Raw genomic sequence first — 26,213 nt, 5'->3', positions numbered from 1 at the left:
GGATCGCGACCTGACGACAGAAGGCGGAGAAGTTATTTCTTCTTCGCCTTTTTCTTTTCTTTCTTGGATTTCTTGGACTTACCGTCCTTTTTTGACGCCTTGCCGTCTTTCTTCGACTTCTTGTCCTTTTTTGTCTTGGACTTGATCTTTTCTTTGGCATTCTGGATTGCCGCCTCCATCTCCTTCTTCTTTTTGGCGGCTTTCTCGGCTTTGGCCTTGGCCTTGGCTTTCTTGCGGGCCTTGGCGTCCGCGGCGGCTTTCTCGGCGTCGTCTTCAGCGACTTGCGTCGGTGCCTGTGACTTGCCTGAAACCGCGCGGCCCGAGTTCGGCCTCGGCTTGGTTGTTGTTCGGGCGTTTGGCTTGGCGGGCGTTGCGCCATCTGAAACCGCTTGGTTTGCAGCCAAGATCAGTGCTTGCGCGCGCCGTTTGCCGATACGCGGAACAGCGATCAGGTTTTCAGGATCAGCGCTGGCAAGGTCCTGCGCGGTCTTGATTCCCTGACGTGACAGCTCCTGACCCAAAGCCTTGCCCACACCACGCACGTTCGTCACTGATGTCATTCAAATGTCCTTTCAAGTTCGAGGGCAGCGATCCAGTCCGCGCGCCATGCCAAACACTACGCCCAACGGATGGCATCTGCGGCCCGAATATCAATTGACGGGTGCGAAGCTGCCCGAGTTGTTCTTTTTTGGGAATGGAACCAAACGCTTTGCATCTTCGTCCCAAAGTTTCAGGTTCAGCGCGGCCAGGGCCTCGGGGAACTTGATCCGGCGCGGCGTGTATTCCTCCGGCAGGTTGTAGTGGCAGGCTCGCAACCGATAGGACGGGATGCGCGCGTTGAAGTGGTGGATGTCGTGCAAGGTGATGCAAGCCACCGCCATGTCGAACCACCATCCGAAATCCAGCGCCGACGACCCCTGCAGCGCCGCAAGCTGCGGATCCAGATCCGGGCGGCGATCCCAGTAGGTATCCTCGAAATTGTGCTGCAGATAAACTAGGAACACGCCCAGCATGCCGCCCAACAGTGAAAACACTAGCCAGACCAGAATGCCGGTCAGTCCGGCAATCCAGTAAAGCAACCCCAGGAACACCACGATCGATAGGTTGTGCAGCAGCACGCCGCGTACCCCGAACCGCATCGTGTTCTTGGGCCAGCGATAGCGGATGAAATAGGTGAACAACGCCCCGACCGGCACCAGGATGAACGGGTTTCGGTACAGACGATAAAACAGCCGCGTCTTCCAGTCGGCCGCGTTCCATTCGCGCAGGGTCATGGTGTGGATCTCACCGGTTTCGCGATGTTCCAGATTGCCGATGCCCGCATGGTGCAGATTGTGGTTCTGTTTCATCACCTCGAACGGCGCAAAGGTGAACGGCGACAGGACATGGCCGGCCCATTCGTTCTGCCGTCGGGTTTCAAACAGAGAATGATGCCCGCAGTCGTGCTGCAGCACGTACAGCCGAACGGCGGAAAACGCGAACACCACCCCGGCCGGGATCAGGATGTACCAGCGGTCGACATGGGCGATCGCCAGCGCCAGCGACGCGAAATAAACCGCAAAGGTTCCAAAGTAACTCAGTGCAGCAAGCCGATTGTCCTGCACCGCATATTGCCTTGTGTACTCTCTCAGATCCATCCAGCCCGCTCCCCACGATGGTCCGGTTCAATAGTTCCTTCGAAAACAAGCACGCGAGTCCCGCGCACAAGCTGCACGCGAAATGGGTGCGCACCAGCAAATGCTAGCGCGATGTGTGGGGCCTGTCACGTCCCACACCTGAAAATGCATAAAATTGGCGCGGTTACGCCCTGCCCTTGAGATGTTTGGCCAGCGCGCCGGCATTTTTCTTTCGCCGGCCCTTGTACGGGTTCTTGTCCCCTTGGCCGCGCAGGGTCAGACGGATCGGGGTGCCCGGCATGTCGAAATCATCGCGCAGGCCGTTGACCAGATAGCGCGTATAGCTGGCCGGCATCTTGTCGGGGTGCGAGCACATCACCACGAACCCCGGCGGGCGGGTCTTGGCCTGGGTCATGTAACGCAGCTTGATCCGGCGACCCTGCGGGGCGGGCGGCGGGTGCTGTTCCAGCATCGCCGTCAGCCAGCGGTTCAGGGCCGCGGTCGGAATGCGGCGGTTCCAGACATCATGGGCGCGCAGGATCGCGTCGTGCAGGCGGTCCAGCCCGCGCCCGGTCTTGGCCGAGACCGTCACCAGCGGCGCGCCGCGCAGTTGCGGTAGCAGGCGCTCGAAGGCCTCCTTGAGCTCGCGCAGCTTTTCCTGCTTGTGCTCTTCGACGTCCCACTTGTTGACCGCGACCACCACGGCGCGGCCCTCGCGCTCGGCCAGGTCGGCGATGCGCAAATCCTGCTGTTCGAACGGGATCGCGGCGTCCAGCAGCACCACGACGACCTCGGCGAATTTGACGGCGCGCAGCCCGTCCGAGACCGACAGCTTTTCCAGCTTTTCCTGCACTTTGGCCTTCTTGCGCATGCCTGCAGTGTCAAAGATGCGCATGGGCGTACCGTTCCAGTCGATGCGCAGGCTGATTGCATCGCGGGTGATCCCGGCCTCGGGGCCGGTCAGCAGACGGTCTTCGCCCAAGATCTTGTTGATCAACGTGGACTTGCCCGCATTGGGTCGGCCGACCACGGCCACTTGCAGAGGCTTCGCGGCGGTGATCGCGGGGGTCTCGCCCTCGGTCTCTCCGGCCTCGTCCAGATCAACGTCGGTATCGGGGGCCTCCTCGGCCTGCTTTTCCTCCATAGCGTCGGCCAAAGGCATCAACGCAGCGTAGAGGTCGGTCATGCCCTCGCCATGTTCCCCCGACAAACGGATCGGCTCGCCCAGTCCAAGGCCGTAGGCCTCGAGCACGCCAGCATCGGCCGCCGCGCCCTCGGCCTTGTTGGCCGCCAGGATCACGTGCTTTGAGCGTTTGCGCAGGATCTCGGCGAACAGCTCGTCGGTGGGGGTGACGCCCGTGCGCGCGTCGATCATGAACAGGCAGACATCGACCATATCCACCGCGCGTTCGGTCAGGCGCCGCATCCGGCCCTGAAGGCTGTCGTCAGTGGCGTCCTCCAGCCCCGCGGTGTCGATCACGGTAAAGCGCAGGTCGCCCAGCCGCCCCTCGCCCTCGCGGAGGTCGCGGGTGACGCCGGGCTGGTCATCGACCAGCGCAAGGCGCTTACCCACAAGGCGGTTGAACAGGGTGGATTTGCCCACATTGGGGCGCCCCACGATGGCGAGGGTCAAAGACATGATACTCAACTTTCAAGACTCAGACGCGCCCTTTAGCGCATCTTGCCGTTAACGGAAAGCGTGCAGTTGCCCCTTGGTCGAAACCACATAGAGGGTCTGCCCGGCAACGACCGGGGTCGTGGTGGCGCCGCCCGGCACCTCGACCTGGTGCACCAGGGCACCTTCCACCGGATTGAAGAACCGCAAATACCCGTCATTCGAAGCGACGACGATCCGACTGCCGGCCATGATCGGGCCGTAATGCGCGAAGATCGGGCCACGCTTGCCGGGCTTGTCCTTGACGAAGCCCGGAAGATCAACGGCCCAGATCACCGAACCGTCGGCGGCATCGAGCCGCACCAGTTGGCTGCGGTCGCTGATCAGGAACACGCTGTTGCCGGCCGGCCAGACGGTATCGACCGCGCCCTCGAAAGCCGTCCACTTGCGCTCGCCGGATTCGGCCTCGAGCGCGACGGTGCGGCCGGAATGGTTGCCGATGTAGATCGTGTTTCCTGCCACGATCGGCCCGCCGGTCACATCCAGGATCTGCGCCGCGGCGCGCCCGCGCCGCCCACCGGCGACCGAGCTGTTCCAGCGGCGGATGCCGCCCTTGCGGAAGGCCGCGGCGACGTCGCCGGACCCGAAGGCAAAGACCACGAATTCCGAGGCCAGCACCGGCGCCGGCGCCCCCAAAACGTTGCCAACGCTGGGGATGCCCTCGATCTGCCACAGAACGCGCCCGTCCTTTATGTCGATGGCCCAGCCGGTCTGGTCTCCGGCGACCAGATACAGCAGACCGCCGGACACCAGCGGTGCGCCGCTGCCGGTCGCGTCCAGTTTCTGCTGCCAGCGGATCGCGCCCGTCTTGGCGTCAAGCGCCGTCAGCCGGCCAAAGCCCGACGAGACGTACAGAACGCCGTCGGCATGGGCCAGACCGCCACCGGTGGCCTGATCGTCCCGCTCGGTCGGCGGTACCAGGTTGGTGCTCCACGCCACCTGCCCCTGCGGAGACACCGCTGAGACCGTCGCACCGGAATCCAACGTGTAGATCAGGCCGCCCGCCACCACCGGCTCGGCTGTGATACGCTGTTTGCGCCCATCACCTTTGCCGATATCGACGGACCAGACACGCTGAGGTGTGGCCGACAGCGCCGCATTCGTGGTGCGGAAGGACTGGGTGCCGGGGGTTTGCGCCCAGGCAGTGTTGCGCTGCGATGCAGGCAGGCTGATCGGTTTGGCCCCGCCGCGCTGGACGGTTTCAAGATCCTGGGACGGGCGGATGTCTTCGCGCTCTCCGGGCAGAATGACTTCGGGCTCTTCGCAGGCACTCAAAGCAGTCAGGGCGATTGCCGCAACCGTCAAGCCAACGCGGGAAATAAGTGGTTTTGACATGGAAATCGGTACTCGCCTGTCTTGCGTTGCGTGCTGGCTGTCGCGCCTCAACCCTGTTGAGCCACGACCGGTTCGGGCGTGCCGCCCAGTGCAACGATCAGTTGCCCGGCCCGCTGCCGGATTTCGGTTCCGGCCTCGGCATCCTGGCGCAAAGCCTGCAGCCGGTCCAGCGCGGCCTGTACGTCACCCTCGGCGACGTCGATCAGGGCCAGCTGCTCTTGGGCCAGCAGGCGCAACGGCGCGCCCGGCACGGCCAGCGCCTCGAACTGCTGACGCCGATCCGCCGCCGGCAAGGTATCGGCCTGCAGCAACAGCGCCTTGAAGCTAGCGATCGCGCGATAGATCTCTGGCAGGTCACCCTGCACGGCGATGGCGTTCAGACGCTCGACCGCTTGGGGAACCGACCCCGCCTCGGCCCGCGAGGCCGACAGAAGGAAGTTCACCACCGCGTCGCCGCCGGGCGCATGGGCCTCGATCCCCTCGAGCGTCGCCGCGCGGTCCGCGGGTTCGTTTTGAACCATCGCCGCCACAATCGCGTCGCCCAGGTCCTGGGCCTGAGCGGTGCTGCGGGCCTTGCGGTATTCGTTGAAGGCGGCGCCCCCGACGATCAGCACCACCAAGGCCACGCCGACCCAGCCCCACCGGCGCAACAGCATGTAAAGCCTGTCGCGGCGCACCTCTTCGGTGACTTCATCAATGAAACTGTCGACGTCGCTCATTCCTGCCCCCGGGGGATTTCGTCATCTGTCTGGCGACATGTCATACCCCGCCGCCACCATCAAGCCAAGTGGCACAAATGCACAAATGCATGGCGTGCGGCCCCTCTTGCGAAAGAAATTGAACCGAACTATTCAGTTCAGTATGGACAAGTGGCCCGGTCCACCCCATCTCTTGCCACACGTTTGTGGATTTTACGCCCCAATTTCAAGGAGAGACACGGCATGCGGTTGATATCCCTGATCAACGCCGTTCTGGTCATAGTAGCGTTGTATTTTCTGGTATTTGAACGCGATGCCCTGTTTGCCTTTGCCGGCCGCGAAGGTCCGGCCACTCAGACCGAGGCCTCGGCCGAGGCCGTTGAAACCGCCCCGACCAAGGCCATTCGGGTCGTGGCCCTGCGCTCGACCGCCCGCGAGATCGACAGCGCCGTTCTGCTGCGTGGCCAGACCAAGGCCAACCGCCAGGTGCAGGTCCTGGCCGAAACCACGTCGACCGTGATCTCGGAACCGATGCGCAAGGGCGCCTTCGTCGAGCCCGGCGACGTTATGTGCCAGCTTGATCCCGGCCCGCGCCCGGCCCAACTGGAGCAGGCCAAGGCCGCCCTGGCCGAGGCGCAAAGCCGCATCCCCGAGGCCGAGGCCAAGTTGCAAGAGGCCACTGCGCGCGTCGCCGAGGCTGAAATCAATCTGCGCGCCGCCCGCAAACTGTCCGAGACCGGATTTGGATCGGAAACCCGCAAGATTTCCGCCGAAGCAGAAATGGCCGCCGCTCTGGCCGGAGTTAAATCGGCCGAGGCACAACTGAAATCGACCCAAGCCAGCATCGAGGGCGCCGAAGCCGCGGTGGACGCGGCCCAGCTTGAGGTGGACCGCCTGACGATCAAGGCGCCGTTCCGGGGCCTGCTGGAAAGCGACGCCGCCGAGCTGGGCAGTCTGATGCAACCCGGATCGCTGTGCGCAACCGTGATCCAGCTGGACCCGATCAAGTTGGTCGGGTTCGTCCCCGAAACCTCGGTCAACCGCATCACGGTCGGCGCCCCCGCGCAGGCGCAGCTGGTGACCGGCCTGCAGGTCGAGGGCCGCGTGACCTTCCTCAGCAGGTCCGCCGACGAGACCACCCGCACCTTCGAGGTGGAAATCACCGTGCCCAACCCCGAACTGCTGATCCGCGACGGGCAGACCGCCAGCATCCAGATCGCCGCCGAAGGTGCAAAGGCGCATCTGCTGCCGCAATCGGCGCTGACCCTCAACAACGAGGGTCAATTGGGCGTGCGCACCGTCGGATCGGGCAACATCGTGAACTTCCTGCCCATCCGCCTGCTGCGCGACAGCGCCGACGGGGTTTGGGTGGGCGGACTGCCTGAAACCGCCGACGTCATCGTGGTCGGCCAGGAATTCGTGACCGCCGGCGTTGCCGTCGAGCCGACCTATCGGGATGCGTCGCAATGACCGGTATCGTCTCCTGGGCCGCCGATCGGGCCCGCATGGTTCTGGCGTTCATCGCAATCTCGCTGATCATCGGCGGCTATGCCTATGTCGGCCTGCCCAAAGAGGGCGAGCCGGACATCGAGATTCCCGCCTTGTTCGTGTCGGTGCAGTTTCCCGGCATATCGGCCGAGGACAGTGAAAACCTGCTGATCAAGCCGATGGAAACCGAGCTTGCGGATCTGGACGGCCTGAAGGAAATGACCGCCACCGCCGCCGAAGGTTACGCCGGGATCGCGCTCGAGTTCGACTTTGGTTGGGACAAGACCGCCATCACCGCAGACGTGCGCGACGCGATGAACAGCGCCCAGGCCAAGTTCCCCGAAGGCGCCGAGCAATACACGCTGACCGAGATCAACTTCTCGGAATTCCCGATCGTCATCGTGAACCTGTCGGGCCCGGTGCCCGAACGCACCATGGCGCGCATCGCGAAAGATCTGCAGGATGACCTCGAAGCACTGGATTCCGTGCTCGAGGCCGGGATCGCGGGCAACCGGGACGAGATGCTGGAAGTGATCATCGATCCGCTGCGGCTTGAGGCGTACAACGTCACCGCAGCAGAGCTGATCAACGTGGTACGGAACAACAACCAGCTGATCGCCGCGGGCGAAGTCGAAACCGAACAAGGTGCGTTTTCGGTCAAGATCCCATCGTCGTTCAAGACGCCCGAAGACGTCTACGGCCTGCCGATAAAGGTCAATGGCGACCGGGTCGTGACCCTGGGCGAACTGGCCGAGATCAACTACACCTTCGAAGACCGCGAAGGGACCGCCCGGTTCAACGGCGAACCGACCGTGGCGCTGCAGGTGGTCAAGCGCAAAGGCTTCAACCTGATCGACACCGTGGCCCAAGTGAAGGAAACCGTCGCCAAGGCCGAAACGAAATGGCCCCCCGAGTTGCAGGCGGCGGTGGATGTCGGCACGTCGAACGACCAGAGCCGCATCGTGGGTTCGATGGTCAGCCAGCTGGAAGGCTCGGTCCTGACGGCCATCGCACTGGTGATGATCGTGGTTCTGGCTTCTTTGGGTACCCGGGCGGCGCTGCTGGTGGGCTTCGCGATTCCGACCTCGTTCCTCTTGTGCTTTGCCTTCCTGGCGATCATGGGGGTCAGCATCTCGAACATCGTGATGTTCGGCCTGATCCTGGCCGTGGGGATGTTGGTCGATGGCGCGATCGTGGTGGTGGAATATGCCGACAAGCGCATCGCCGAGGGTGTCGGCCCCATGCACGCCTATGTCGAGGCCGCGCAGCGGATGTTCTGGCCTATCGTCTCGTCCACCGCGACGACGCTGTGCGCCTTTCTGCCCATGCTGTTCTGGCCCGGCATTCCGGGCGAGTTCATGGGGATGCTGCCGGTCACGCTGATCTTCGTTCTGTCGGCCTCGCTGATCGTGGCGCTGATCTATCTGCCGGTGATGGGCGGTGTATCTGGCCGGTTGAGCCGCGTGTTCGACCGCAGCTCGAACTGGCTGCGCGCGCGGACGCCCTGGTGGGTGCGTGCCATCATGGTGCCGCCGGCGGTCTACATGATCTTCCTGGGCGCGATGCAGTTGCTGAATCCCACGTATCTGTTGCCGGAAGGCGCAGGCGGTGGGTTCTTGCTGGGCGTGGTGCTATTCCTGTTCGGCGCCTTTGCCGGATCGGTCACGCTCAGCGCGGCCCGGATCGAGCGCAAGCCGGATGAGCGCGTGCAAACGGCCAAGGAACATACGCCCTTTGGTTATGTCATCAAGTTTCTTGTCGGCAATCCGATCATGCCCATCGTCTCGATCGTGGCAGTAGGATTCGCGGTGATGACAGTGATGACCATGTACGGCCAGAACAACCGCGGTGTCGAATTCTTCGTCGAAAGCGAGCCGGAACAGGCCACCGCCTATGTCCGCGCACGGGGCAACCTGTCGCTGGCCGAAAAGGACGCGCTGGTCTTCGAAGCAGAACAGGTGATCAGCCAGCATCCGGCGGTGATCAACGTGTTCTCGTTCGCCGGTGAAGGCGGCCTGAACCAGAACACCGGCGGGGCGCAGGCTCCGGCGGACACGGTGGGCCGCGTGCAGTTCGAGATCATCCCGTGGGAGGATCGCCCGAACGTGTCAGAACCTGTCGCAGGCGGATTGTTCGAGAAGCACACTGTCGCACCCGAGTATGACGGCGATTTCGTGATCGACCAGTTGAACGCCGAACTGGCCAAGCTGCCGGGTTTCGTGGTCGAGATCCTGCCTCTGGAACAGGGTCCGGCCTCGGCCAAGCCCGTGCACCTGCGGATCAAGGGTGACGACTGGGATGACCTGACCAGCGCGACGCTGACCGCGCGCGAAATGTTCGAAAACACCCCGGGCCTGATCAAGATCGAGGACACCCTGCCCCTGCCCGGCATCGACTGGCAGATCGACGTCGACGTGGCCAAGGCCGGCCGGTTCGGTGCCGACGTGGCCACCGTCGGAGCGATGGTGCAGTTGGTGACCCGTGGCATCCTGCTGGGCGAAATGCGCCCCGAAAGCGTGGATGAAGAAATCGAGATCCGCGTGCGTCTGCCCGATCAGGATCGGGTCCTGTCCACGTTGGATACGCTCAAGGTGCGTACTCCGGACGGGCTGGTGCCTTTGTCGAACTTCATCACCCGCAAACCGGTGGCAAAGCTGGCCCAGATCAATCGGGTGGATCAAGAGCGCTACTACGACGTCAAGGCCGACGTGGAGTCCGGTCTGAGCAAAGTGGTGATCGACACCCCGGACGGAGAACAGCGGCTGACCGTTGTACGCGAAGTGACCGAAGGCTCGGAACCTGAAGGTGCGACAATCAACGGTGCCAATGGTACGGCCTATTCTCTGGTTCAGTTGACCGGCGCGGACACCTTGCAGGAGGTGCAGACCGCCATTGATGACGGCGACGCCCGCCTAACGCTGATCAACCCGAACGAACGGATCGCGGTACTGACCGAGTGGCTGGACACTCAGCCCTTTGCCAACACGATCACCTGGGAATGGACCGGAGATCAGGAAGACCAGGCCGAAAGCCAGGCCTTCCTATCCAGCGCCTTCCTGGCCGCGCTGGGTCTGATGTTCGTGATCCTGCTGGCACAGTTCAACTCGTTCTACAACTCGGTGCTGGTGCTGCTGGCGGTGGTTCTGTCCACCACCGGCGTGCTGATCGGGATGATGGTGATGCAACAACCCTTCTCGATCATCATGACCGGGACGGGCATCGTGGCGCTGGCGGGGATCGTGGTGAACAACAACATCGTTCTGATCGACACCTACCAGGAATACAGCCGCTACATGCCCCGGATCGACGCCATCGTGCGCACGGCCGAGGCGCGAATTCGTCCGGTTCTGCTGACCACGTTGACCACGATGGCCGGCCTGACACCGATGATGTTCGGCCTGTCGCTGGACTTCATCAATGGCGGCTATTCGATCGACAGCCCCACCGCGTTGTGGTGGAAACAGCTGGCGACGGCGGTGGTGTTCGGCTTGGGTATCGCCACGGTTCTGACACTGATCGTGACGCCCTCGTTCTTGGCGTTGCGGGTGTGGGTGACCACCTATGCCATATGGCTGGGCAAGCTGTTGGCCCGCGTGACCGCCGGCCGATCCAGCCAGATCGCGCAGGACATGGCGATCGGAGACACGGCCCGCCGGATGCAGGCGACGGAAATCGTCTGGACCGAGGATGAGGGTGCCGATGCAGATGCCGAGCAAAACCCGGGCGACACACCGGGGCATCCGCTGAAAGCGGCAGAGTAACACAGGAAACGGGCCGGTTCTGCCGGCCCGTTTTCGTTTAATCCATAACCGCAGGGGTTTCAGGCCGCTTGAGTATCCGATTGCTGGCGGTTCCACAGCTGGGCATAACGCCCTTCACGGCGCAACAGTTCGTCGTGGGTGCCCTGCTCGATGATCTCGCCCTTTTCCAGAACAACGATCTGGTCGGCCTCGGCAATCGTGCTCAGGCGGTGGGCGATGGTGATCACCGTGCGCCCCTCGCCTGCGCGGGCCAAGGCATCCTTGATGTCCTGCTCGGTGTCGGTATCCAGCGCGCTCGTGGCCTCGTCCAACAGCAAGATCGGAGGGTTCTTCAACAGTGTACGCGCAATGCCCACGCGCTGTTTCTCGCCGCCTGACAGCTTCAGGCCACGCTCACCCACCTTGGTATCGTACCCCTCGGGCAGCGAGGTGATGAATTCGTGGATCTGGGCGGCCTGTGCGGCGGCTTCGATCTCGGCCTGCGAGGCCCCCTCGCGGCCATAGGCGATGTTGTACCGGATCGTGTCGTTGAACAGCACCGTGTCCTGCGGCACCACGCCGATGGCGGCGTGCAGGCTTTCCTGCGTCACGTCGCGCACATCCTGCCCGTCGATCCGCAACGCGCCTTGGGTCACGTCATAAAACCGGAACAGCAGGCGCCCTATGGTGGATTTGCCCGAGCCGGTCGCGCCCACGATAGCCACGGTCTGCCCCCCCGGCACCACCAGAGAGACACCGCGCAGGATCTCGCGGTCCGGGTCATAGCCAAAATGCACATGGTCCAGTTCGACCCGGCCTTCGGTGATCTGCAGGGGCTTGGCGTCTGGCCTGTCCACCACTTCGGCCGGCTGCTCCAGCAGCTGAAACATCTGGCCCATGTCAACGAGGGCCTGACGGATCTCGCGGTAGACGGTGCCCAGAAAATTCAGCGGCACGGTGATCTGGATCATGTAGGCGTTGACCATCACGAAATCGCCCACAGTTAGCGACCCGTTCTGAACGCCGATCGCGGCCAGAACCATCACCCCGATCAACCCACAGGTGATCAGGAAGGACTGACCGAAATTCAGGAAGGCCAGCGAATATGCCGTTTTCAACGCGGCCTGCGCATAAGCCTTCATCGACACGTCATATCGTTCAGCTTCGCGCCGCTCGGCGTTGAAATACTTGACGGTTTCGAAATTCAGCAGGCTGTCGATGGCGCGCTGGTTGGCCTCGGTGTCCTGGTCATTCATCTCGCGCCGCAGCTTCACGCGCCATTCGGTGACTGTGAAGGTGAACCAGATGTAAAGCGCGATGGTGACAGCCACCACGACCAGATACCAGACGTCGAACAGCCACATCAAAACCACCGCCACCAGCAGCAGTTCAAGGATCAGCGGGCCGATCGAAAACAGCAGGAAGCGCAGCAGGAACTCCACGCCCTTGACCCCGCGCTCGATGATCCGGCTGAGGCCGCCCGTCCGGCGGGTCACATGGTAGCGCATCGACAGCTGGTGGATGTGCTGGAAGGTTTCCAGCGCCAGAGCCCGCAGAGCGCGTTGCCCCACCGGCGCGAACAGCGCATCGCGCAACTGCTGAAACCCCACGGTCATCATCCGCGCCATACCATAGGCCACGGTCAGCCCAACGGCGCCCAGCGCCAGCGGCGGCACACCCTCGCCCGCCAAGGCATCGACCGCGCCCTTATACAGGATCGGCGTATAGACCGCGATCAGCTTGGCCAGCACCAGCATGGCCATGGCCAACACCACGCGCCGCTTGACCCAGGGCTCGTCCGCCGGCCACAGATAGGGAGCGACCTTGCGGATGGTTATCCATCCCGACTTGCGTTCGTCCATCTGTGGCAGGTCATCGGAATGCATCGGCGCAAGTCTTCTCATGTGGCTACTTAAACACGGTTGCGGCCGGGAAGCCCCGGCCGGCACCAGACCTACGCCTTTATTCGGGAATGGTGAAGACCTGCCCCGGGTAAATCAGATCCGGGTCGCGTATCAGGTCGCGGTTGGCCTCGACCAGGCGCACGTACAGTATCCCATCGCCAAACCGCTCGCGCGAGATCGCCCACAGGGTGTCGCCCTTTTGCACCGTGACGGACCGGATCGGAGCCGACGGTTCGACACCGGCTTCCGGCCCTTGCGCACCTGCCGCGCGCAGAGCTTCGACCGGCTCGCGCTTGAACGGAGTTTCCACGCGGCTAAGCACCGTGCCGTCCGTGTCCACCTCGTCGACGCGCAGGGTATATAGGCCGGGATCGATCCCCTCGATCTGGCCGCGCCAATCGCCGTCCTGCTCTGGCGTGATATCGGCGACCAGGCGGTTGTTCAGGTACAGTCGCACCGCGGCACCCTCGGCGACGCGGCCCGTCAATTGAACGTCGCCCAGTTCGGAATAACCGATCGTATCCAAGGCAACCTGATCGGGCGCCTGACTTCGGACCGAAGGCGATTGCACCACCGATACCCCCTCTTCCCCCGAGCGCAGAACCGCAACCTGCCGCTCTTCGTCGGCATCTTCGGGCGTCACCGCAGGCGGTGCCTCGGGGGCCTGATCCGCAGGCTGGGCTGCCTCGGCGGTCGTGTCCTCGGTCTGGGTCGCACCCGTCGCAGCGGGGACCGGGTGCTCTTCGGTTTCGTTGGTGGTCGAGCCATCGGCGCTGGCGATATCGTCGCCGACCGGGGCCGCCTCTGCCGGTTTTGGCAGGGCCGCGATCAGATAGTCGTCCGACCGCGCCGTTCGGTCACCATCGGTGGTTTCCAGTACCAGGCCGCGCGCGGTCTCGCTGAAGGGAATGGCTACGAATTCGGCAAACTGTCCGCTGCCATCGACGGTGAAACTGTGCACCGGCGCCCCGTCCAGCAGGATCCGAACCCGGCTGCCGGGCTGGGCCGAGCCGGACAGCAGGGCGGTGCCATCGGGTTCAACGAAGATCTGGTCCAGCACGGGGTGGGGCAAGTCAGCCTGCGTGTTCTCGTTTTCGGATTCGGTTTCGGTCGCGCCCGCCTGTTCCGCGCTTTTGGCCGCTGCTTCGACCCGTGTATCGTCGGGCGTCGTTTCGTCGGCCTCTGACGGTACGACGGCGACTGCGTCCTCGTCCTGTTTCTGCGGCGTTTCGGTCAGCGGCTTCGGCTGCACAGATCCGGCTTGCTGGGGCTGTTCCTCCGTCGAAACCGAGGCGTCTTCGGGCGCCGACGGCGAAGACCCAGAGAACACACCCAAAAGATAAAGCCCGGCAGCAACCAGGATCGCCAGAACACCGGCCAGAACCCCCAGGATGAAGGATCCTGACCGTCCGCTTCCCGATTTGGCGTCCATGTTTCCCCTTTCACTCTGCCGCGCAACCGCTTTGTCTGAAAAGCATTCCTGCGGGCGGTTGAGCCAATCTATCAATCCCGCTATCACGGGTCAAAACCTCTGACACAACCCCGGAGTCGCCTTTCCATGCCCCAGAAATCCGTCTGTGTGTACTGCGGGTCACGCAATGGCGCCCGCCCCGCCTATTCCGAACAGGCCCGGAGCTTTGGTACACTTCTGGCCCGCGAAGGCTGGCGGCTGGTCTATGGTGCGGGCGACGTGGGCCTGATGGGCGAGGTTGCCCGCGCCGCGCAGGCCGCCGGAGGCGACACATTCGGCGTGATTCCGGTGCACCTGCTGCGCCGCGAGGTCGGCAAGACCGACCTGACACGTTTCGTGGTCACCGAAACCATGCACGAACGCAAGAAGGTGATGATCATGAACGCCGACGCGGTGGTGGTGCTGCCCGGCGGACCGGGGTCTTTGGACGAGCTGTTCGAGGCCCTGACCTGGCGCCAACTGGGCCTGCATGACAAGCCCATTCTCGTGATGAATGTCGAAGGGTACTGGGACAATCTGCACAGCCTACTGGATCAAGTGATCGACCAGGGCTTTGCAGACGGTTCCTTAGCGCGGTTCATCACTTGGGTCGACGATGCGCCCTCGGCCATGGCGGCGCTGCGCCAGATGCTGGCCTGAAGCTCAGGGCGTGTGATCGGCCAGCACTTTCTCGATCTTCCCCAGCGGATGATTGGTCAGGGTCTTGTCGATCTCGGCCACGATCTTTGTCTGAACACCGTCATGCAGACTGCGGCGCAGCAGCCCCAGAACCTGAGGGCTTGCGATCAGCACCAGATGCGAAAAGGCGCCCTTGTGCCCTTCGCGGTTCAGCAGATCGGCCAAGTCCTGCGCGAACAACGCGCGAGCGTGGGTGCGCCAAGTGTCTTCTTCAACGGCCGACTTCTGGTTCGGCCCACCGTCGGTCCGGCGCCCGGGCCGGTCGTTCGGACGGGGCTGCACCGCGTCGGGATCCTGCTGCTCGACCGACAAAACCTTCAGCTTCGGCTCCCAGCCTGCGGCGGTGTTCTCGGTGAACAAGGCTTTTTCGCCATCCGCGATCACAACCCAGGTTCCAGGTACCAGCTTCACCATTTCGTCCTCCTGTCGATCCCAATGCCTGGGTCCGCGACCGTCGCGGACCGTGCAATATTCCACTTATATATCAAAAAGCGACTTGCAACGCCAAAGGGCCAAACTTGTCCGGCCACTACCGGAACACAACGAAAAGCCCGCCAGCGTTCAGGCTGGCGGGCCGTGATCCGGACGTTCCGGGCCGTGCCGTCACATGCGCGAGGCGACGTTTTCCCAGTTCACCAGGTTGTTGAGGAAGTTGTCCAGGTAAGCGGGGCGCTTGTTGCGGAAGTCGATGTAATACGAGTGCTCCCACACGTCGCAGCCCAGCAGCGCGGTCTGCCCGAAACACAGCGGGTTCACGCCGTTCTCGGTCTTGGTGACGGCCAGCGAACCGTCGGCATTCTTGACCAGCCATGCCCAGCCCGAGCCGAACTGACCGGCACCGGCGGCAGCAAACTGCGACTTGAAATCGTCAACCGAGCCGAAGTTCTCGATCAGAGCCTTTTCCAGCTCGCCCGGCATCTTGGACTCGCCCGGCCCCATCATTTCCCAGAACTGGTTGTGGTTCCACAGCTGGCTGATGTTGTTGAAGATGCCGTTCTGGGCCACCGCGCCGGCCTGGTAGGTGCCGACGATGATCTCCTCCAGCGACTTGCCTTCCCACTCGGTGCCGGCGATCAGCTTGTTGCCGTTGTCGACATAGGCTTTGTGGTGCAGGTCGTGGTGATATTCCAGCGTTTCGGCCGACATGCCCTTGGATGCCAGCGCGTCATGTGCATAAGGAAGGTCTGGAAGTTCAAAAGCCATCTTGGCCCCCTGTCAAAATATGTGTTGCGTTCCCACGTTTACATGCTTTGGCAGCCAGTTGAGGTCAAGGGCCGACAGGACAAAACAATGAACCCGGAGGCAGGACGATGCTGACCAAAGCGCGCAAGATGTTCTACCGCGCCCGAGGATACTACGCGGGTCAGCTGAATGGCGAAGCCTTCCGGCTGGATCCCTATCATTCGAAATTCTGGCGCAAGGCCTCGGCCGGGAACTGGGAGCCCGAGACATTCGCGGTGCTCGACCGCCACCTTTCGCCAGACCGCAACTATCTGGACATCGGCGCATGGATCGGCCCGACCGTTCTCTATGGTGCCCGTAAGGCGCGCCATGTCTGGTGCTTCGAACCCGACCCGACCGCCTATCGCCACCTGGCCTGGAACCTGGACCTGAACGACATCCGAAACGTCTCGGCCTTTGGCGTGGCATTGTCCGACCGGTTCGGCGTGGCCCGCATGGCCTCGATGCGCGGAGAGCCGGGCGACTCCACCAGCTCGCTGCTGCATGACGGCGCGCATGGAACCGATGCCCTGACCATCGCATGGGATCAGTTTGCCTCTGCCACTGACCTTTCCGGTGTGTCGCTGGTCAAGATGGATATAGAAGGCGCGGAGTTCGCCGTGCTGCCCACGTTGATCGACTGGTTGCGCGAACACCGCCCTGCGCTCTACCTGTCCACCCACGCGCCGTTCCTGCCCGCCGCAGATCGCGCCGCGGCCATGGCCCGCCTCGGCGAAGCCTTGTCCTTCTACGACATCTGCCTTGACGAAGCCGGCCACCCCGCCGACCTCGCAGCCACGGACGCGCAGGACCGCTTCCGCAGCTTCCTGTTCACCGGCTGACCGGCATCTTCATCTTTTCGAAAATACTCCGGGGGAGTCGCGCAGAACGCGACGGGGGCAGAGCCCCCGCCGCCTTGGTTAGTAGATCCCGACTTCGCTGCCGGGCTGCGCCGCCACCTTGAGCAGCTTGAAGACGTAATCCGCCACCGAGCGGAAGCAGACCACGCGGAAGTCATCCTCGCCATCCATCCAGAAGGCGCCGGCCACCTGCGCCAGCCGCGAGCGGCGGATCTGGCCGGGCTGGAACGCATCCCGCGACAGATCGACGGGCGCCACCTTGGCCAGCACCTCGCGCGCCGAAGCGCCGGAAACCCGGAATACCGCGCGCGCGTCCGAGACATTGACCGCCAGCGCGTGAACGCCGCTCAACGCGTTGTTCATAGCCGCCAGTTTGGCCTCGACCTCGGCGTAGGGGACAAGCACCAGCAGCTCGTCCGGCGACATCCAGCAGACGCCGGTCTCGCCATCGACGAAAGCCTCACGCTGGCCGGGCATCTTCTGGCCGGTGGCGTCCTTGACCGCCTTGATCACGACCTTGTCGGACAGGTCGCCGCGTAGGGTGATCATCCCCTGCAGGCCGCATTCCTCGATCCGGGCGATGCCGTCATAGCTTGCGTGGTTCAGTGCGCTGATGGGTTCAGACATTCTGCTTCTCCCCGTCCTTGTCGTAGAACACAGGGTCCACGATCTTTGCCTTGTAGATTTTGTCGTCGGTGCCCGGGAACTCGATCACCTCTCCCATGCGGTTCGGCCCGTTCTTGACCAGCCCCATGGCGATGCCGCGGCCCAGGTTGGCCGAGTAATAGGTCGAGGTGACGCGCCCGATCACGTTGCGCTGACCGTTGGCATTCACGCCCTCGCCCACCGCATAGGCACCGTCGGGCAGAACCGATCCATCCACAGTCTCGAGACCCACCAGTTTCCAGCGGTCCGGGTCGGTCATGTGAGAGCGTTCCTGCGCGCGCTTGCCCAGGAAATCCTCTTTCTTTTTCGAGATCGCCCAGTGCAGCCCCAGGTCCTGCGGGATCACGGTGCCGTCGGTCTCGTCCCCGATCATGATGAAGCCCTTCTCGGCGCGCAGAATGTGCAGACATTCCGTGCCATAGGGCATCACGCCGAACTCCTTCCCGGCCTCCATCAGGGCATCCCAGAAGGCCTGACCCTGGCTGGCCGGCACCGCGATCTCATAGGACAGCTCGCCCGAGAACGAGATGCGGTAGGCGCGGCAGTCAAAGCCGCCGATCAGGCCGTCGCGCCACTCCATGAAGGGCAGCGCCTCGCGGCTGATATCCATGCCGCCGAGCTTTTCCAGCACCTTGCGGGCGTTGGGGCCCACCACGGCGATCTGAGCGTATTGCTCGGTCACGTTGGCGACATAGACCTTCCAGTCCCACCACTCGGTCTGCAGCCACTCCTCCATGTGGGCATGGATGCGCTCAGCCCCGCCGGTGGTTGTGTGGCACAGCCACGTGTCCTCGTCGATCCGGGCCACGACGCCGTCGTCGATCAGGAAACCGTTTTCCGAGCACATCAGGCCATAGCGGCATTTGCCGACCTTCAGCGTGGACATCATGTTGGTGTACATCATGTCCAGAAACTTACCCGCGTCCGGCCCCTTGACGATCAGCTTGCCCAGGGTCGAGGCATCCAGCAGACCGAGGTTCTCGCGCGTGTTCTTGACCTCGCGGTTCACGGCGTCATGCACGGATTCCCCGGGGCGCACATAGGCGAAGGGGCGGCGCCACTGGCCAACCGGCTCCCAATCCGTGCCATTCCGGTCATGCCAGTCATGCATCGGCGTGCGGCGGATTGGCTGGAAAACCTCGCCGCGCGCCTCACCCGCGATGGCCCCCATCGAGATCGGGGTATAGGGCGGGCGGAAGGTGGTGGTGCCGACCTTGGGAATCTCGGCATCAAGCGAGTCGGCAAGGATCGCCAAGCCATTGATGTTGCTAAGTTTACCCTGATCGGTCGCCATGCCCAGCGTGGTGTAGCGCTTGGTGTGTTCGACGCTTTCGTAGCCTTCGCGCGCAGCCAGTTGCACATCCGACACTTTGACGTCGTTCTGGAAATCCAGCCACGACTTCATGCGCAGCTGCACCTCGGCCTTGGCGGGCATCAGCCAGACGGCCTGCATGGGCGCCTCGGTCTCGGCCTCGCCCTGCGGTGCCTTGGTGTTCTTCGGCTTGAACCCGGCTGCCTTGGCCGCGGCCTTGCCCGCGGCGTGGGCATCGGCCAGGACCTCGCCCAACGCCAGCGGCCCGTTGGCCGACCCCGCCGGCACGATAAAGCCTGCGCCATCCGCGCCCAGTGGCGGACGGTCGGGGTCGGGGCGGAAATGGGCGTTGGCTTCGTCCCAGATCAGCTTGCCGCCGCAATGGGACCACAGGTGCACCACCGGAGACCAGCCGCCCGACATGGCGACCGCATCGCATTCGACCTCTTCCCGAGCACCGCCGATGCCTTCCTGGTTGCAGATCGCGACCTTCTTGACCCGCTTGCCACCCTTGACTTTGGCGATGGCCTTGCCGGGGTCGACCCGGATGCCGAGGCTGCGCGCCTCGTCCGCCAGCGGCCCGGCCGAGGGACGGGCATCGACGACGCGTAACACATCCACACCCGCCTGTTTCAGGATGATCGCGGTGCGGTAGGCGTCGTCATTGTTGGTGGCGACGATCACGCGCTCACCCGGGGTCACGCCCCAGTTGACCACATAGTCGCGCATGGCCGAGGCCAGCATCACCCCCGGCACGTCATTGCCGGCAAAGGACAGCGGGCGCTCGATCGCGCCGGTCGCCGTAACGACCTGCTTGGCGCGGATGCGCCACAGACGATGGCGCGGGCCTTGGGTGCCCGGTTTGTGGTCGGTCAGACGCTCGTATCCCAGCACGTAACCGTGATCATAGACCCCGGCCCCCATGCAGCGCGACCGCAGGGTGACATTGCTCATTGTTTCGAGTTCGGAAACCAATTGTTCCACGAACTTATCCACAGGCTCGTCGTTGACTGTGCCCCCATCGACAGGCGCGCGGCCACCCCAATGGGCTGTCTGTTCGATCAGCATGACCTTGGCGCCCGATTGCGCCGCGGCTTTAGCCGCCTGCAGGCCTGCAACACCGCCGCCGATCACCAAAATGTCAGTGAAGGCATAAAAGTGTTCATACGTATCCGCGTCGCGGCTGTCCTTGTCGGGCGCCTTGCCCAGACCGGCTGACTGGCGGATGAACGGCTCGTAAACATGTTTCCAGAACGGTTTGGGGTGGATGAACGTCTTGTAGTAGAACCCTGCCGGCAGGAACCGCGCCAGCGCCGTGTTCACCGCGCCGATGTCGTATTCCAGGCTGGGCCAGTGGTTCTGCGAGATCGCGGTCAGGCCATTGAACAGCTCGGTCGTGGTGGCGCGCTGGTTCGGTTCGAAACGGTTGCCCTGCCCCAGACCGACCAGCGCGTTGGGCTCCTCGGCACCGCTGGCCACGACACCGCGCGGACGGTGGTATTTGAACGACCGGCCGACCATCATCTGATCGTTGGCCAGCAGGGCCGACGCCAGCGTGTCGCCCTGATAGCCCTGCATCGCAGTACCGTTGAAAGTGAAGGTGACCGGTTTCGACCGGTCGATCAGTCGGCCTTGCTTGGCGAGACGGGTGCTCATGTTTCGGACCTTTCGCGGATAGAGGGCATGGTGCCTCCGGCGGGAATATTCTTGAATGGGCGGGGCATCAGGAGAACTCTCTCCAACTCCAGCCCGGGCGTTTGGCCGAGATCGCATCGCGGATCTCCTGGGGCGGCTCGGTGACCTGGGCCGAATAGGTGCCGAACACCTCGAGCGTGGCAGTGCACCGTGCGGCGTGGAACCACTTGCCGCAGCCGTTGCTGTGGCGCCAGCGTTCGAAATGTACGCCCTTGGGGTTTTCGCGCATGAACAGATAGTCGTGGAACTCGTCATCCGACGAGCCGGGACCGAAGCGTTTCAGATGCGCTTCGCCGCCGGCGGTCAGTTCGGTCTCTTCGGCGTCGACGCCGCAATAGGGGCAGGTCAGGATCAGCATCGGGTCAAAACACCTTTGGTCATGGATTCAGTTCGACCGTTTCTTGGACGGTCAGCGGAACAAGGTTGTTGAAGTGGAACATCGCCTCGATCGGGATGGTCACGCGGCCCGGACGCAGGGCGACGATGTCGTTGGCCAGCCGATATGCGACCAGCCCGGCCGCGTTCAGGGCCGAGACGATCGCATCCTGTTCGGCCGGGTCGCCGGCGTTGCATTCAACGATGGCCAGCGACAGCCCCAGGCGTGCGGGATCAAAGCTGTCGAGGACAGAGCGTTCGTGCCCTTCGACGTCGATCACGAGGATATCGGCGGCGGAAACACCCGTTTCGGCCAGAATGTCGTCCAGCCGCCGCGCGGCGACGGTTGTCTCGGCCACGGCCGAATGGGGTACGTCCGCCCCCGTCTTGCGGTTGGCGCGGTCGATTGCGGCCACCATCCGGCCACGGTCCAGCGACGCGCAGCCGCGCAACCAGCCCGGATAGGCACCGGAATAGGCCTCGTCGAGGTGATACAGCGTGATGCTGCCCGCAACCTGCGATACAGCGGCATTGACCAGCTTAACGTTCGGATTGGCCGCATGCAGCGACGCAAGGGCCGAAAAATACAGCGGGTGCGGCTCGATCAGGACACCTTTCCAATGTGGTTTCGACCAGTACGGCAATATGGGATCATCCAGCTTGCCGTCATTGGCCCCGACCTGCACCACCTGAACGCTGTCGGACTGCGCGTCGAAACACGCCAGCAGAAAGTCAAGCAGCGCAAGCCGGCTGCGGCGCGGCCGGTCTGGTATGGCGGTGGGAAGGGATTGGATGTCCATCAATGCGCGACCCCGGCGGCAACGCTTTCGTCGATGAAACGGCCCTCTTTGAACCGGTCCAGCGAGAAGGCCTCGGTCAGCGGGGAATGCCCGGTGGCCATCAGCTGCGCCATACCCCAGCCTGAGCCCGGGATGGCCTTGAACCCGCCGGTGCCCCAACCGCAATTGATGAAACAGCCGCCCAGCGGAGTCTTGGACAGGATGGGCGAACGGTCGCCGGTCATGTCCACGATGCCACCCCACTGGCGCAGCATCTTGAGGCGCGAGATCATCGGGAAGGTCTCGACCAGGGCGCGGACGGTTTCCTCGATATGGTGGAAGCTGCCGCGCTGGGTGTAGTTGTTGAACCCGTCGGTGCCGCCGCCGATCACCATCTCGCCCTTGTCGGATTGCGACATGTAGCCATGCACGGTGTTGGCCATCACCACTACGTCCATGCAGGGCTTGATCGGCTCGGACACTAGCGCCTGCAGGGCCAGTGCCTCGACCGGAAGGCGGAAGCCCGCCATCTCGGCCAGCTGGCCCGAGTGACCCGCCACCACGATGCCCAGCTTGTCGCACTCGATGGCGCCCTTGGTCGTCTCAACCCCGGTGACGCGGCCGTTGGCCGAGCGGATGGCCGTGACCTCGCATTGCTGGATGATGTCCATGCCCATGTTCGAGCAGGCCCGGGCATAGCCCCAGGCCACCGCGTCGTGGCGCGCGGTGCCGCCGCGTTCCTGCCACAGCGCGCCCAGAACCGGATAGCGCGGGCCGTCAATGTTGATGATCGGCACCAGTTCCTTGACACGTTCGGGTCCGATCCACTCGGTTTTGACGCCCTGCAGCGCGTTGGCGTGCGCCGTGCGCTTGTAGCCGCGCACCTCGTGCTGGGTCTGGGCCAGCATCATCACGCCGCGCGGGCTGAACATGATGTTGTAGTTCAGCTCCTGGCTCAGGTCCTCGTACAGGCCGCGCGACTTTTCATAGATCGCCGCCGACGGGTCCTGCAGATAGTTCGAGCGGATGATGGTCGTGTTCCGGCCAGTATTGCCGCCGCCCAGCCAGCCCTTTTCGATCACCGCAACGTTCTGGATGCCGTAGTTCCGGCCCAGGTAATACGCCGTCGCCAGGCCGTGCCCGCCCGCGCCGATGATGATGACGTCATAGCGCTTCTTGGGTTCGGGCGAACGCCAGGCGCGCTCCCATCCGGTGTGATAGCGCAGCGCCTCGCGCGCCACAGCAAAGGCTGAATAGTGTTTCATGAGCGAATCCGTCCGGTTCGTGTTTGGCCGAAGATATGCCGTGCAGCGGCAGAATACCCCTGCCATGCAGCGCCGCAATATCGCACTATTGCGACATGTAGGCCATTCGCGGCCTTTTGTCCCTTTTGTCGGACCGCAAGCAGGTCTAAGTCAGGGCAACCATTGTCGGAGGGACCATGACGTTCTGGGTTCTGCTCATCTTGTTCGCGCTGCTGATCGCGGTCTTTTTGGCCTATGGCATGCTGCGGGAACGCCGCCGGGAAGAACCGGCGGCGGCCTATGACCTGCGCGTCTACCGCGAACAGCTGGCCAGCGTGGACCGTGACTTGGCCCGCGGCGTGATCGACCAGGCCGATGCCGAGCGGGTACGGACCGAGATCTCGCGCCGCATTCTGGCCGCGGACGCGCAGATGCAGGCGGCCGCGACAGTATCCGGCCCGTCACGGGTGATGCGCGTGGCGGCACCGGTGGTTTTGGCCCTACTGCTGGTGGGCGGCGCCCTGGCGTTGTATCGACAACTTGGCGCTGCTGGTTACCCCGATCAACCGCTGTCGGCCCGCCTGGAAATGGCCGACGACTTGCGCGAAAACCGCCCCAGCCAAGCCGAGGCCGAAAGGGCCGCCCCCCCGGTCGAGCCGCCCCAGCTGGAAGAAAGCTATGCCAAGCTGCTGGACCAATTGCGCGAAACAGTGGCAAGCCGCCCCGACGACCTGCAGGGGCACATGCTGCTGGCCCAGCACGAAACCAATGCCGGCAACTTCAAGGCCGGGTACGAGGCGCAGAAAAAGGTCATCGAGCTGTCGGGCGCGGATGCCCCTGCGGATGCCTATTCGAACCTGGCCGAGATGCTGATCCTTGCGGCCGGCGGCTATGTCTCGCCCGAGGCCGAGGACGCCCTGCGCGAAGCCCTGAAACGCGCCCCCAACCATGGCCCGGCGCGGTATTACTGGGGGCAGATGCTGGCCCAGATCGGCCGACCCGATCTGGCCTATCGGGTGTGGGCGGATACGCTGCGCAGTTCGCCGCCTCAGTCACCTTGGGCGCAGGCGATCCGCGCCCAGATCGACGATCTGGCCTGGCGCGCCGGCGTGTTCAACGCCCCCGATCTTTCGACCGCTCCGGCGGCCCCCGGCCCCAGCCAGGCCGACATGGAGGCCGCCGCCGAGATGACGGCCGAAGAACGGCAGGAGATGATCCGCGGCATGGTTGACGGGCTGTCCGACAGACTGGCGACCGAGGGCGGCTCACCTCAGGAATGGGCGCGGCTGATCTCGGCGCTGGGTGTTCTGGGCGAAACCGAACGCGCCAGCGCGATCCGCGACGAGGCGCTGACCAAGTTCGCCGACAACCCCGAGGCGCTGGAGATGATCGCCTCGGCCGCCCGCCGGGCTGGGATCGCGCAATGATCCACGACGGGTTCGAGGAGTTTGCCGCCGCCCTGCCCCCGATGCAGGCACTGATGGGGCTGGACCTGGGCAAAAAGACCATCGGCGTCGCCGTGTCGGACCGGATGCGCGGCGTGGCCAGCCCGCTGGAAACCGTGCGGCGCAAGAAATTCAAGCTCGACTCTGCGCGCCTTTTGGAAATCGCGACCGACCGGGAAATCGGCGGGATCGTCCTGGGCCTGCCGCGCAACATGGACGGGTCCGAGGGACCGCGGTGCCAATCCACCCGCGCCTTTGCGCGCAACCTGTCGCAGCTAACCGATATTCCAATCGGATTCTGGGATGAACGCCTGAGCACGGTTGCGGCGGAAAAGGCACTGTTGGAGGCGGATACGACACGAAAACGTCGCGGACAGGTGATCGATCACGTCGCGGCGGGGTATATTCTGCAAGGGGCGCTGGACAGGCTGCGCTTTCTGTAACGGGTCGGAGACCGCGCATGACGAACATGATCTGGAAACGGAACGAGGTCGAAAGCCCCTGCGTGCAGATCTGCGTGGTGCATCCGACCGAGAGGATCTGCACCGGCTGCTACCGCACCATGGACGAGATCTCTCGCTGGTCGAAGATGGACAGCACCGAACGCGCCGCCATCATGGAAGAGCTGCCCAGCCGTAAGCCCCGCCTGGCCAAACGGCGCGGCGGGCGCGCAGCCCGGCTGGTCCGGTCATAAGGCCATCGTCCCGTCAGAGCCTTTTTTTAAGGATTTTGCCTCGCGCACGGCGGCCATTTGCCGATTGGTCACTCTGTCGCCCGCCTTTTTGGCCAAGAGTTCCCGCTGGAAAAGTCGTGTGATCTCGGCACGGTTGGTTTTTGCTCGGACTTCCGCCGCGGCGTCGGCTTGAGACGTGTCCACCGAGGAACGGCGCTTGGTTTTGACCTTGCCGGAAAACAGTTTGAACAGTCGCATGACAGCCCCCTTGAACAGCTCGGCGCCGTTGCGATCCAGCCGCCCCCGCGGGGCAAGGCCTATACCGAAACACACGGATAGATTGCAGCAGCGACCTATTCCTACCGTCTCGAGTAGCTTTGAATAAGGGGGAAAACCCCGCCGCGAAACGCAAAAATTTGTCCAACAGGACAAAAAATCCTTCAAGTCCGGGCGCTTGCACGCGCGCCCCTGTCCACGAGTGCGCGAAACGGACGTAGCGTAACAAATCCAATACCTTCGGCACAGCCTGGGGTGACCCAAGGTCAGCCGGTGCAAATCAAGGCCCATCAGCCGCGCCGCGAATCGCGGCCCCGAGCGGATCAGCCGGACGCCAGCCAGGTCTTGGCCTCTTCATACGCTTCGGACGGGAAATACTGGGTACGTGTGCCCAGGATGTGCCGCGCGACGCGCTGCGCCATGTGCTGCCAGGCCTTGTCGCCCACGATGGCGGCCCGGTCCAGCATGCCGATATGATTGCGCGCCAGACGGAAATGCGCCGCGAGCGCCGACAGGCCCTGCCAGCCGTCGAACTCGCGCAGATCGATCAGCAGACGGAAGCCCTCCTTCTGGCTCAGCAACGTGTCCAGGCGCTGCTCGGCCTCTTCGTATTCCCTAGGGTCCACCTTGCCCAACAGGCTGATCTGCACACAAGGCCCGCCCAGATCGACGACGTGAATGGCCCCGAGGGACTCGCGCAGCCACAAGCGCGCCTCGTCCAGATGCGACATCTCGAACACCTGCACAGGGCATGGCATCAGCGGAGCCGCGAGCCGCGCGCTGGTCTTCACCCAAGCTTTGTTGGTGACCACCGCGATTCGGTCGAACCCGCGCCAATGGCTGAGGCCCAGCTTGGTGTCCTCCCACGCGGCGCCAAGGTCATAACGTTCGAAGTCGGGGCCGGCGATCACCAGCATCCGGACCTGGTCGTGCTCTTGCAGCGCAGCTTCAATCGCGGGAACCAAGGAGTTGGTATAATCGGCACTGGTGACTTCGCCCGTCAATTCGATCTCAAGCAGTGCACCGTCAGACGTCTTGTGAATCGTAATCATCGAATGCCCT

23 protein-coding genes are annotated in these 26,213 nt (G+C 63.6%); 7 read left to right on the top strand and 16 right to left on the bottom strand.

The window, feature by feature from the left end; genetic code table 11:
• Positions 1–32 precede the first annotated feature (32 nt).
• The 5 genes from AC2FMM_RS05445 to AC2FMM_RS05425 all read right to left on the bottom strand — a co-directional run bounded on the left by AC2FMM_RS05445 (position 33) and on the right by AC2FMM_RS05425 (position 5,345).
• Positions 33–560, bottom strand: coding sequence for a helix-hairpin-helix domain-containing protein (locus tag AC2FMM_RS05445; RefSeq protein WP_496796009.1), 528 nt, complete (start codon positions 558–560; stop codon positions 33–35).
• Positions 561–650: 90 nt separating this feature from the next.
• Positions 651–1,637: a fatty acid desaturase gene (locus tag AC2FMM_RS05440; RefSeq protein WP_496681249.1), complete on the bottom strand. Its 987-nt coding sequence runs from the start codon at positions 1,635–1,637 to the stop codon at positions 651–653.
• Positions 1,638–1,800: 163 nt separating this feature from the next.
• Complete coding sequence (gene der / locus AC2FMM_RS05435; protein ID WP_496740855.1) at positions 1,801–3,255, bottom strand: ribosome biogenesis GTPase Der; 1,455 nt, start codon at positions 3,253–3,255, stop codon at positions 1,801–1,803.
• A gap of 48 nt (positions 3,256–3,303) precedes the next feature.
• Positions 3,304–4,626, bottom strand: a complete 1,323-nt coding sequence (locus AC2FMM_RS05430) for a PQQ-like beta-propeller repeat protein (RefSeq protein WP_496796008.1) — start codon at positions 4,624–4,626, stop codon at positions 3,304–3,306.
• A 47-nt stretch (positions 4,627–4,673) separates the two neighbouring features.
• Positions 4,674–5,345, bottom strand: a complete 672-nt coding sequence (locus tag AC2FMM_RS05425; protein ID WP_496681244.1) for a hypothetical protein — start codon at positions 5,343–5,345, stop codon at positions 4,674–4,676.
• 222 nt (positions 5,346–5,567) lie between these two features.
• On the opposite strand from AC2FMM_RS05425, the gene AC2FMM_RS05420 reads away from it, so the two are divergent.
• Positions 5,568–6,794, top strand: coding sequence for an efflux RND transporter periplasmic adaptor subunit (locus AC2FMM_RS05420; RefSeq protein ID WP_496796007.1), 1,227 nt, complete (start codon positions 5,568–5,570; stop codon positions 6,792–6,794).
• Complete coding sequence (locus tag AC2FMM_RS05415) at positions 6,791–10,573, top strand: efflux RND transporter permease subunit (RefSeq protein WP_496796006.1); 3,783 nt, start codon at positions 6,791–6,793, stop codon at positions 10,571–10,573. The genes AC2FMM_RS05420 and AC2FMM_RS05415 overlap by 4 nt, the downstream gene beginning before the upstream one ends.
• 59 nt (positions 10,574–10,632) lie before the next feature.
• On the opposite strand, the gene AC2FMM_RS05410 is transcribed toward AC2FMM_RS05415, so the two are convergent.
• Positions 10,633–12,438, bottom strand: coding sequence for an ABCB family ABC transporter ATP-binding protein/permease (locus AC2FMM_RS05410; protein ID WP_496681322.1), 1,806 nt, complete (start codon positions 12,436–12,438; stop codon positions 10,633–10,635).
• 76 nt (positions 12,439–12,514) lie between these two features.
• Positions 12,515–13,888, bottom strand: a complete 1,374-nt coding sequence (locus AC2FMM_RS05405; RefSeq protein WP_496796005.1) for a LysM peptidoglycan-binding domain-containing protein — start codon at positions 13,886–13,888, stop codon at positions 12,515–12,517.
• 126 nt (positions 13,889–14,014) lie between these two features.
• On the opposite strand from AC2FMM_RS05405, the gene AC2FMM_RS05400 reads away from it, so the two are divergent.
• Entirely contained in the window at positions 14,015–14,566 is a 552-nt protein-coding gene (locus tag AC2FMM_RS05400) for an LOG family protein (RefSeq protein WP_496740862.1), read from the top strand.
• A 3-nt stretch (positions 14,567–14,569) separates the two neighbouring features.
• On the opposite strand, the gene AC2FMM_RS05395 is transcribed toward AC2FMM_RS05400, so the two are convergent.
• Both AC2FMM_RS05395 and AC2FMM_RS05390 read right to left on the bottom strand, forming a co-directional pair.
• Positions 14,570–15,019 (bottom strand): host attachment family protein, encoded by a 450-nt coding sequence (locus AC2FMM_RS05395; RefSeq protein WP_496796004.1) that lies wholly within the window; start codon positions 15,017–15,019, stop codon positions 14,570–14,572.
• Positions 15,020–15,208: 189 nt separating this feature from the next.
• Positions 15,209–15,808: a superoxide dismutase gene (locus tag AC2FMM_RS05390; RefSeq protein WP_496686593.1), complete on the bottom strand. Its 600-nt coding sequence runs from the start codon at positions 15,806–15,808 to the stop codon at positions 15,209–15,211.
• 107 nt (positions 15,809–15,915) lie between these two features.
• Between AC2FMM_RS05390 and AC2FMM_RS05385 the strand changes: the two genes are divergently transcribed.
• Entirely contained in the window at positions 15,916–16,668 is a 753-nt protein-coding gene (locus tag AC2FMM_RS05385; RefSeq protein WP_496796003.1) for an FkbM family methyltransferase, read from the top strand.
• Between the two features lie 78 nt (positions 16,669–16,746).
• Here AC2FMM_RS05385 and AC2FMM_RS05380 read toward each other — a convergent pair whose 3' ends face one another.
• The 5 genes from AC2FMM_RS05380 to AC2FMM_RS05360 all read right to left on the bottom strand — a co-directional run bounded on the left by AC2FMM_RS05380 (position 16,747) and on the right by AC2FMM_RS05360 (position 22,778).
• Positions 16,747–17,313 (bottom strand): sarcosine oxidase subunit gamma, encoded by a 567-nt coding sequence (locus tag AC2FMM_RS05380; RefSeq protein ID WP_496796002.1) that lies wholly within the window; start codon positions 17,311–17,313, stop codon positions 16,747–16,749.
• Positions 17,306–20,320: a sarcosine oxidase subunit alpha family protein gene (locus AC2FMM_RS05375; protein WP_496796001.1), complete on the bottom strand. Its 3,015-nt coding sequence runs from the start codon at positions 20,318–20,320 to the stop codon at positions 17,306–17,308. Before AC2FMM_RS05375 ends, AC2FMM_RS05380 begins: the two co-directional genes overlap by 8 nt.
• A gap of 67 nt (positions 20,321–20,387) precedes the next feature.
• Positions 20,388–20,717, bottom strand: coding sequence for a sarcosine oxidase subunit delta (locus AC2FMM_RS05370; protein ID WP_496686601.1), 330 nt, complete (start codon positions 20,715–20,717; stop codon positions 20,388–20,390).
• A 19-nt stretch (positions 20,718–20,736) separates the two neighbouring features.
• Positions 20,737–21,534 (bottom strand): FkbM family methyltransferase, encoded by a 798-nt coding sequence (locus AC2FMM_RS05365; RefSeq protein ID WP_496681218.1) that lies wholly within the window; start codon positions 21,532–21,534, stop codon positions 20,737–20,739.
• A complete protein-coding gene (locus AC2FMM_RS05360) occupies positions 21,534–22,778 on the bottom strand; it encodes a sarcosine oxidase subunit beta family protein (RefSeq protein WP_490360667.1) in 1,245 nt (414 codons plus the stop codon). The genes AC2FMM_RS05365 and AC2FMM_RS05360 overlap by 1 nt, the downstream gene beginning before the upstream one ends.
• A gap of 176 nt (positions 22,779–22,954) precedes the next feature.
• On the opposite strand from AC2FMM_RS05360, the gene ccmI reads away from it, so the two are divergent.
• The 3 genes from ccmI to AC2FMM_RS05345 are packed head-to-tail and all read left to right on the top strand — an operon-like array spanning position 22,955 to position 24,896.
• Entirely contained in the window at positions 22,955–24,184 is a 1,230-nt protein-coding gene (gene ccmI, locus AC2FMM_RS05355; protein WP_496681215.1) for a c-type cytochrome biogenesis protein CcmI, read from the top strand.
• On the top strand, positions 24,181–24,645 hold the full coding sequence (ruvX, locus tag AC2FMM_RS05350) for a Holliday junction resolvase RuvX (RefSeq protein WP_496796000.1): 465 nt from the start codon (positions 24,181–24,183) through the stop codon (positions 24,643–24,645). Before ccmI ends, ruvX begins: the two co-directional genes overlap by 4 nt.
• Before the next feature lie 17 nt (positions 24,646–24,662).
• Positions 24,663–24,896 (top strand): DUF1289 domain-containing protein, encoded by a 234-nt coding sequence (locus AC2FMM_RS05345; protein ID WP_496686609.1) that lies wholly within the window; start codon positions 24,663–24,665, stop codon positions 24,894–24,896.
• Here the strand turns inward: AC2FMM_RS05345 and AC2FMM_RS05340 are convergent.
• A complete protein-coding gene (locus AC2FMM_RS05340) occupies positions 24,891–25,133 on the bottom strand; it encodes a hypothetical protein (protein ID WP_496711939.1) in 243 nt (80 codons plus the stop codon). The genes AC2FMM_RS05345 and AC2FMM_RS05340 overlap by 6 nt on opposite strands.
• Before the next feature lie 341 nt (positions 25,134–25,474).
• Positions 25,475–26,203, bottom strand: a complete 729-nt coding sequence (locus tag AC2FMM_RS05335; RefSeq protein ID WP_496795999.1) for a SpoIIAA family protein — start codon at positions 26,201–26,203, stop codon at positions 25,475–25,477.
• Between the last annotated feature and the right edge of the window lie 10 nt (positions 26,204–26,213).

Source organism: Ruegeria sp. BHSC043, from assembly GCF_059612985.1.
Note: the sequence above shows the minus strand (reverse complement) of the source record. Positions and strands in the feature narration are given on the sequence as shown.

Bases quoted from the DNA above. Each gene is read 5' to 3' on its own strand.
- AC2FMM_RS05445 (WP_496796009.1), bottom strand. From the start codon at position 560: ATGACATCAGTGACGAACGTGCGTGGTGTGGGCAAGGCTTTGGGTCAG.
- AC2FMM_RS05440 (WP_496681249.1), bottom strand. From the start codon at position 1,637: ATGGATCTGAGAGAGTACACAAGGCAATATGCGGTGCAGGACAATCGG.
- der (WP_496740855.1), bottom strand. From the start codon at position 3,255: ATGTCTTTGACCCTCGCCATCGTGGGGCGCCCCAATGTGGGCAAATCC.
- AC2FMM_RS05430 (WP_496796008.1), bottom strand. From the start codon at position 4,626: ATGTCAAAACCACTTATTTCCCGCGTTGGCTTGACGGTTGCGGCAATC.
- AC2FMM_RS05425 (WP_496681244.1), bottom strand. From the start codon at position 5,345: ATGAGCGACGTCGACAGTTTCATTGATGAAGTCACCGAAGAGGTGCGC.
- AC2FMM_RS05420 (WP_496796007.1), top strand. From the start codon at position 5,568: ATGCGGTTGATATCCCTGATCAACGCCGTTCTGGTCATAGTAGCGTTG.
- AC2FMM_RS05415 (WP_496796006.1), top strand. From the start codon at position 6,791: ATGACCGGTATCGTCTCCTGGGCCGCCGATCGGGCCCGCATGGTTCTG.
- AC2FMM_RS05410 (WP_496681322.1), bottom strand. From the start codon at position 12,438: ATGCATTCCGATGACCTGCCACAGATGGACGAACGCAAGTCGGGATGG.
- AC2FMM_RS05405 (WP_496796005.1), bottom strand. From the start codon at position 13,888: ATGGACGCCAAATCGGGAAGCGGACGGTCAGGATCCTTCATCCTGGGG.
- AC2FMM_RS05400 (WP_496740862.1), top strand. From the start codon at position 14,015: ATGCCCCAGAAATCCGTCTGTGTGTACTGCGGGTCACGCAATGGCGCC.
- AC2FMM_RS05395 (WP_496796004.1), bottom strand. From the start codon at position 15,019: ATGGTGAAGCTGGTACCTGGAACCTGGGTTGTGATCGCGGATGGCGAA.
- AC2FMM_RS05390 (WP_496686593.1), bottom strand. From the start codon at position 15,808: ATGGCTTTTGAACTTCCAGACCTTCCTTATGCACATGACGCGCTGGCA.
- AC2FMM_RS05385 (WP_496796003.1), top strand. From the start codon at position 15,916: ATGCTGACCAAAGCGCGCAAGATGTTCTACCGCGCCCGAGGATACTAC.
- AC2FMM_RS05380 (WP_496796002.1), bottom strand. From the start codon at position 17,313: ATGTCTGAACCCATCAGCGCACTGAACCACGCAAGCTATGACGGCATC.
- AC2FMM_RS05375 (WP_496796001.1), bottom strand. From the start codon at position 20,320: ATGAGCACCCGTCTCGCCAAGCAAGGCCGACTGATCGACCGGTCGAAA.
- AC2FMM_RS05370 (WP_496686601.1), bottom strand. From the start codon at position 20,717: ATGCTGATCCTGACCTGCCCCTATTGCGGCGTCGACGCCGAAGAGACC.
- AC2FMM_RS05365 (WP_496681218.1), bottom strand. From the start codon at position 21,534: ATGGACATCCAATCCCTTCCCACCGCCATACCAGACCGGCCGCGCCGC.
- AC2FMM_RS05360 (WP_490360667.1), bottom strand. From the start codon at position 22,778: ATGAAACACTATTCAGCCTTTGCTGTGGCGCGCGAGGCGCTGCGCTAT.
- ccmI (WP_496681215.1), top strand. From the start codon at position 22,955: ATGACGTTCTGGGTTCTGCTCATCTTGTTCGCGCTGCTGATCGCGGTC.
- ruvX (WP_496796000.1), top strand. From the start codon at position 24,181: ATGATCCACGACGGGTTCGAGGAGTTTGCCGCCGCCCTGCCCCCGATG.
- AC2FMM_RS05345 (WP_496686609.1), top strand. From the start codon at position 24,663: ATGACGAACATGATCTGGAAACGGAACGAGGTCGAAAGCCCCTGCGTG.
- AC2FMM_RS05340 (WP_496711939.1), bottom strand. From the start codon at position 25,133: ATGCGACTGTTCAAACTGTTTTCCGGCAAGGTCAAAACCAAGCGCCGT.
- AC2FMM_RS05335 (WP_496795999.1), bottom strand. From the start codon at position 26,203: ATGATTACGATTCACAAGACGTCTGACGGTGCACTGCTTGAGATCGAA.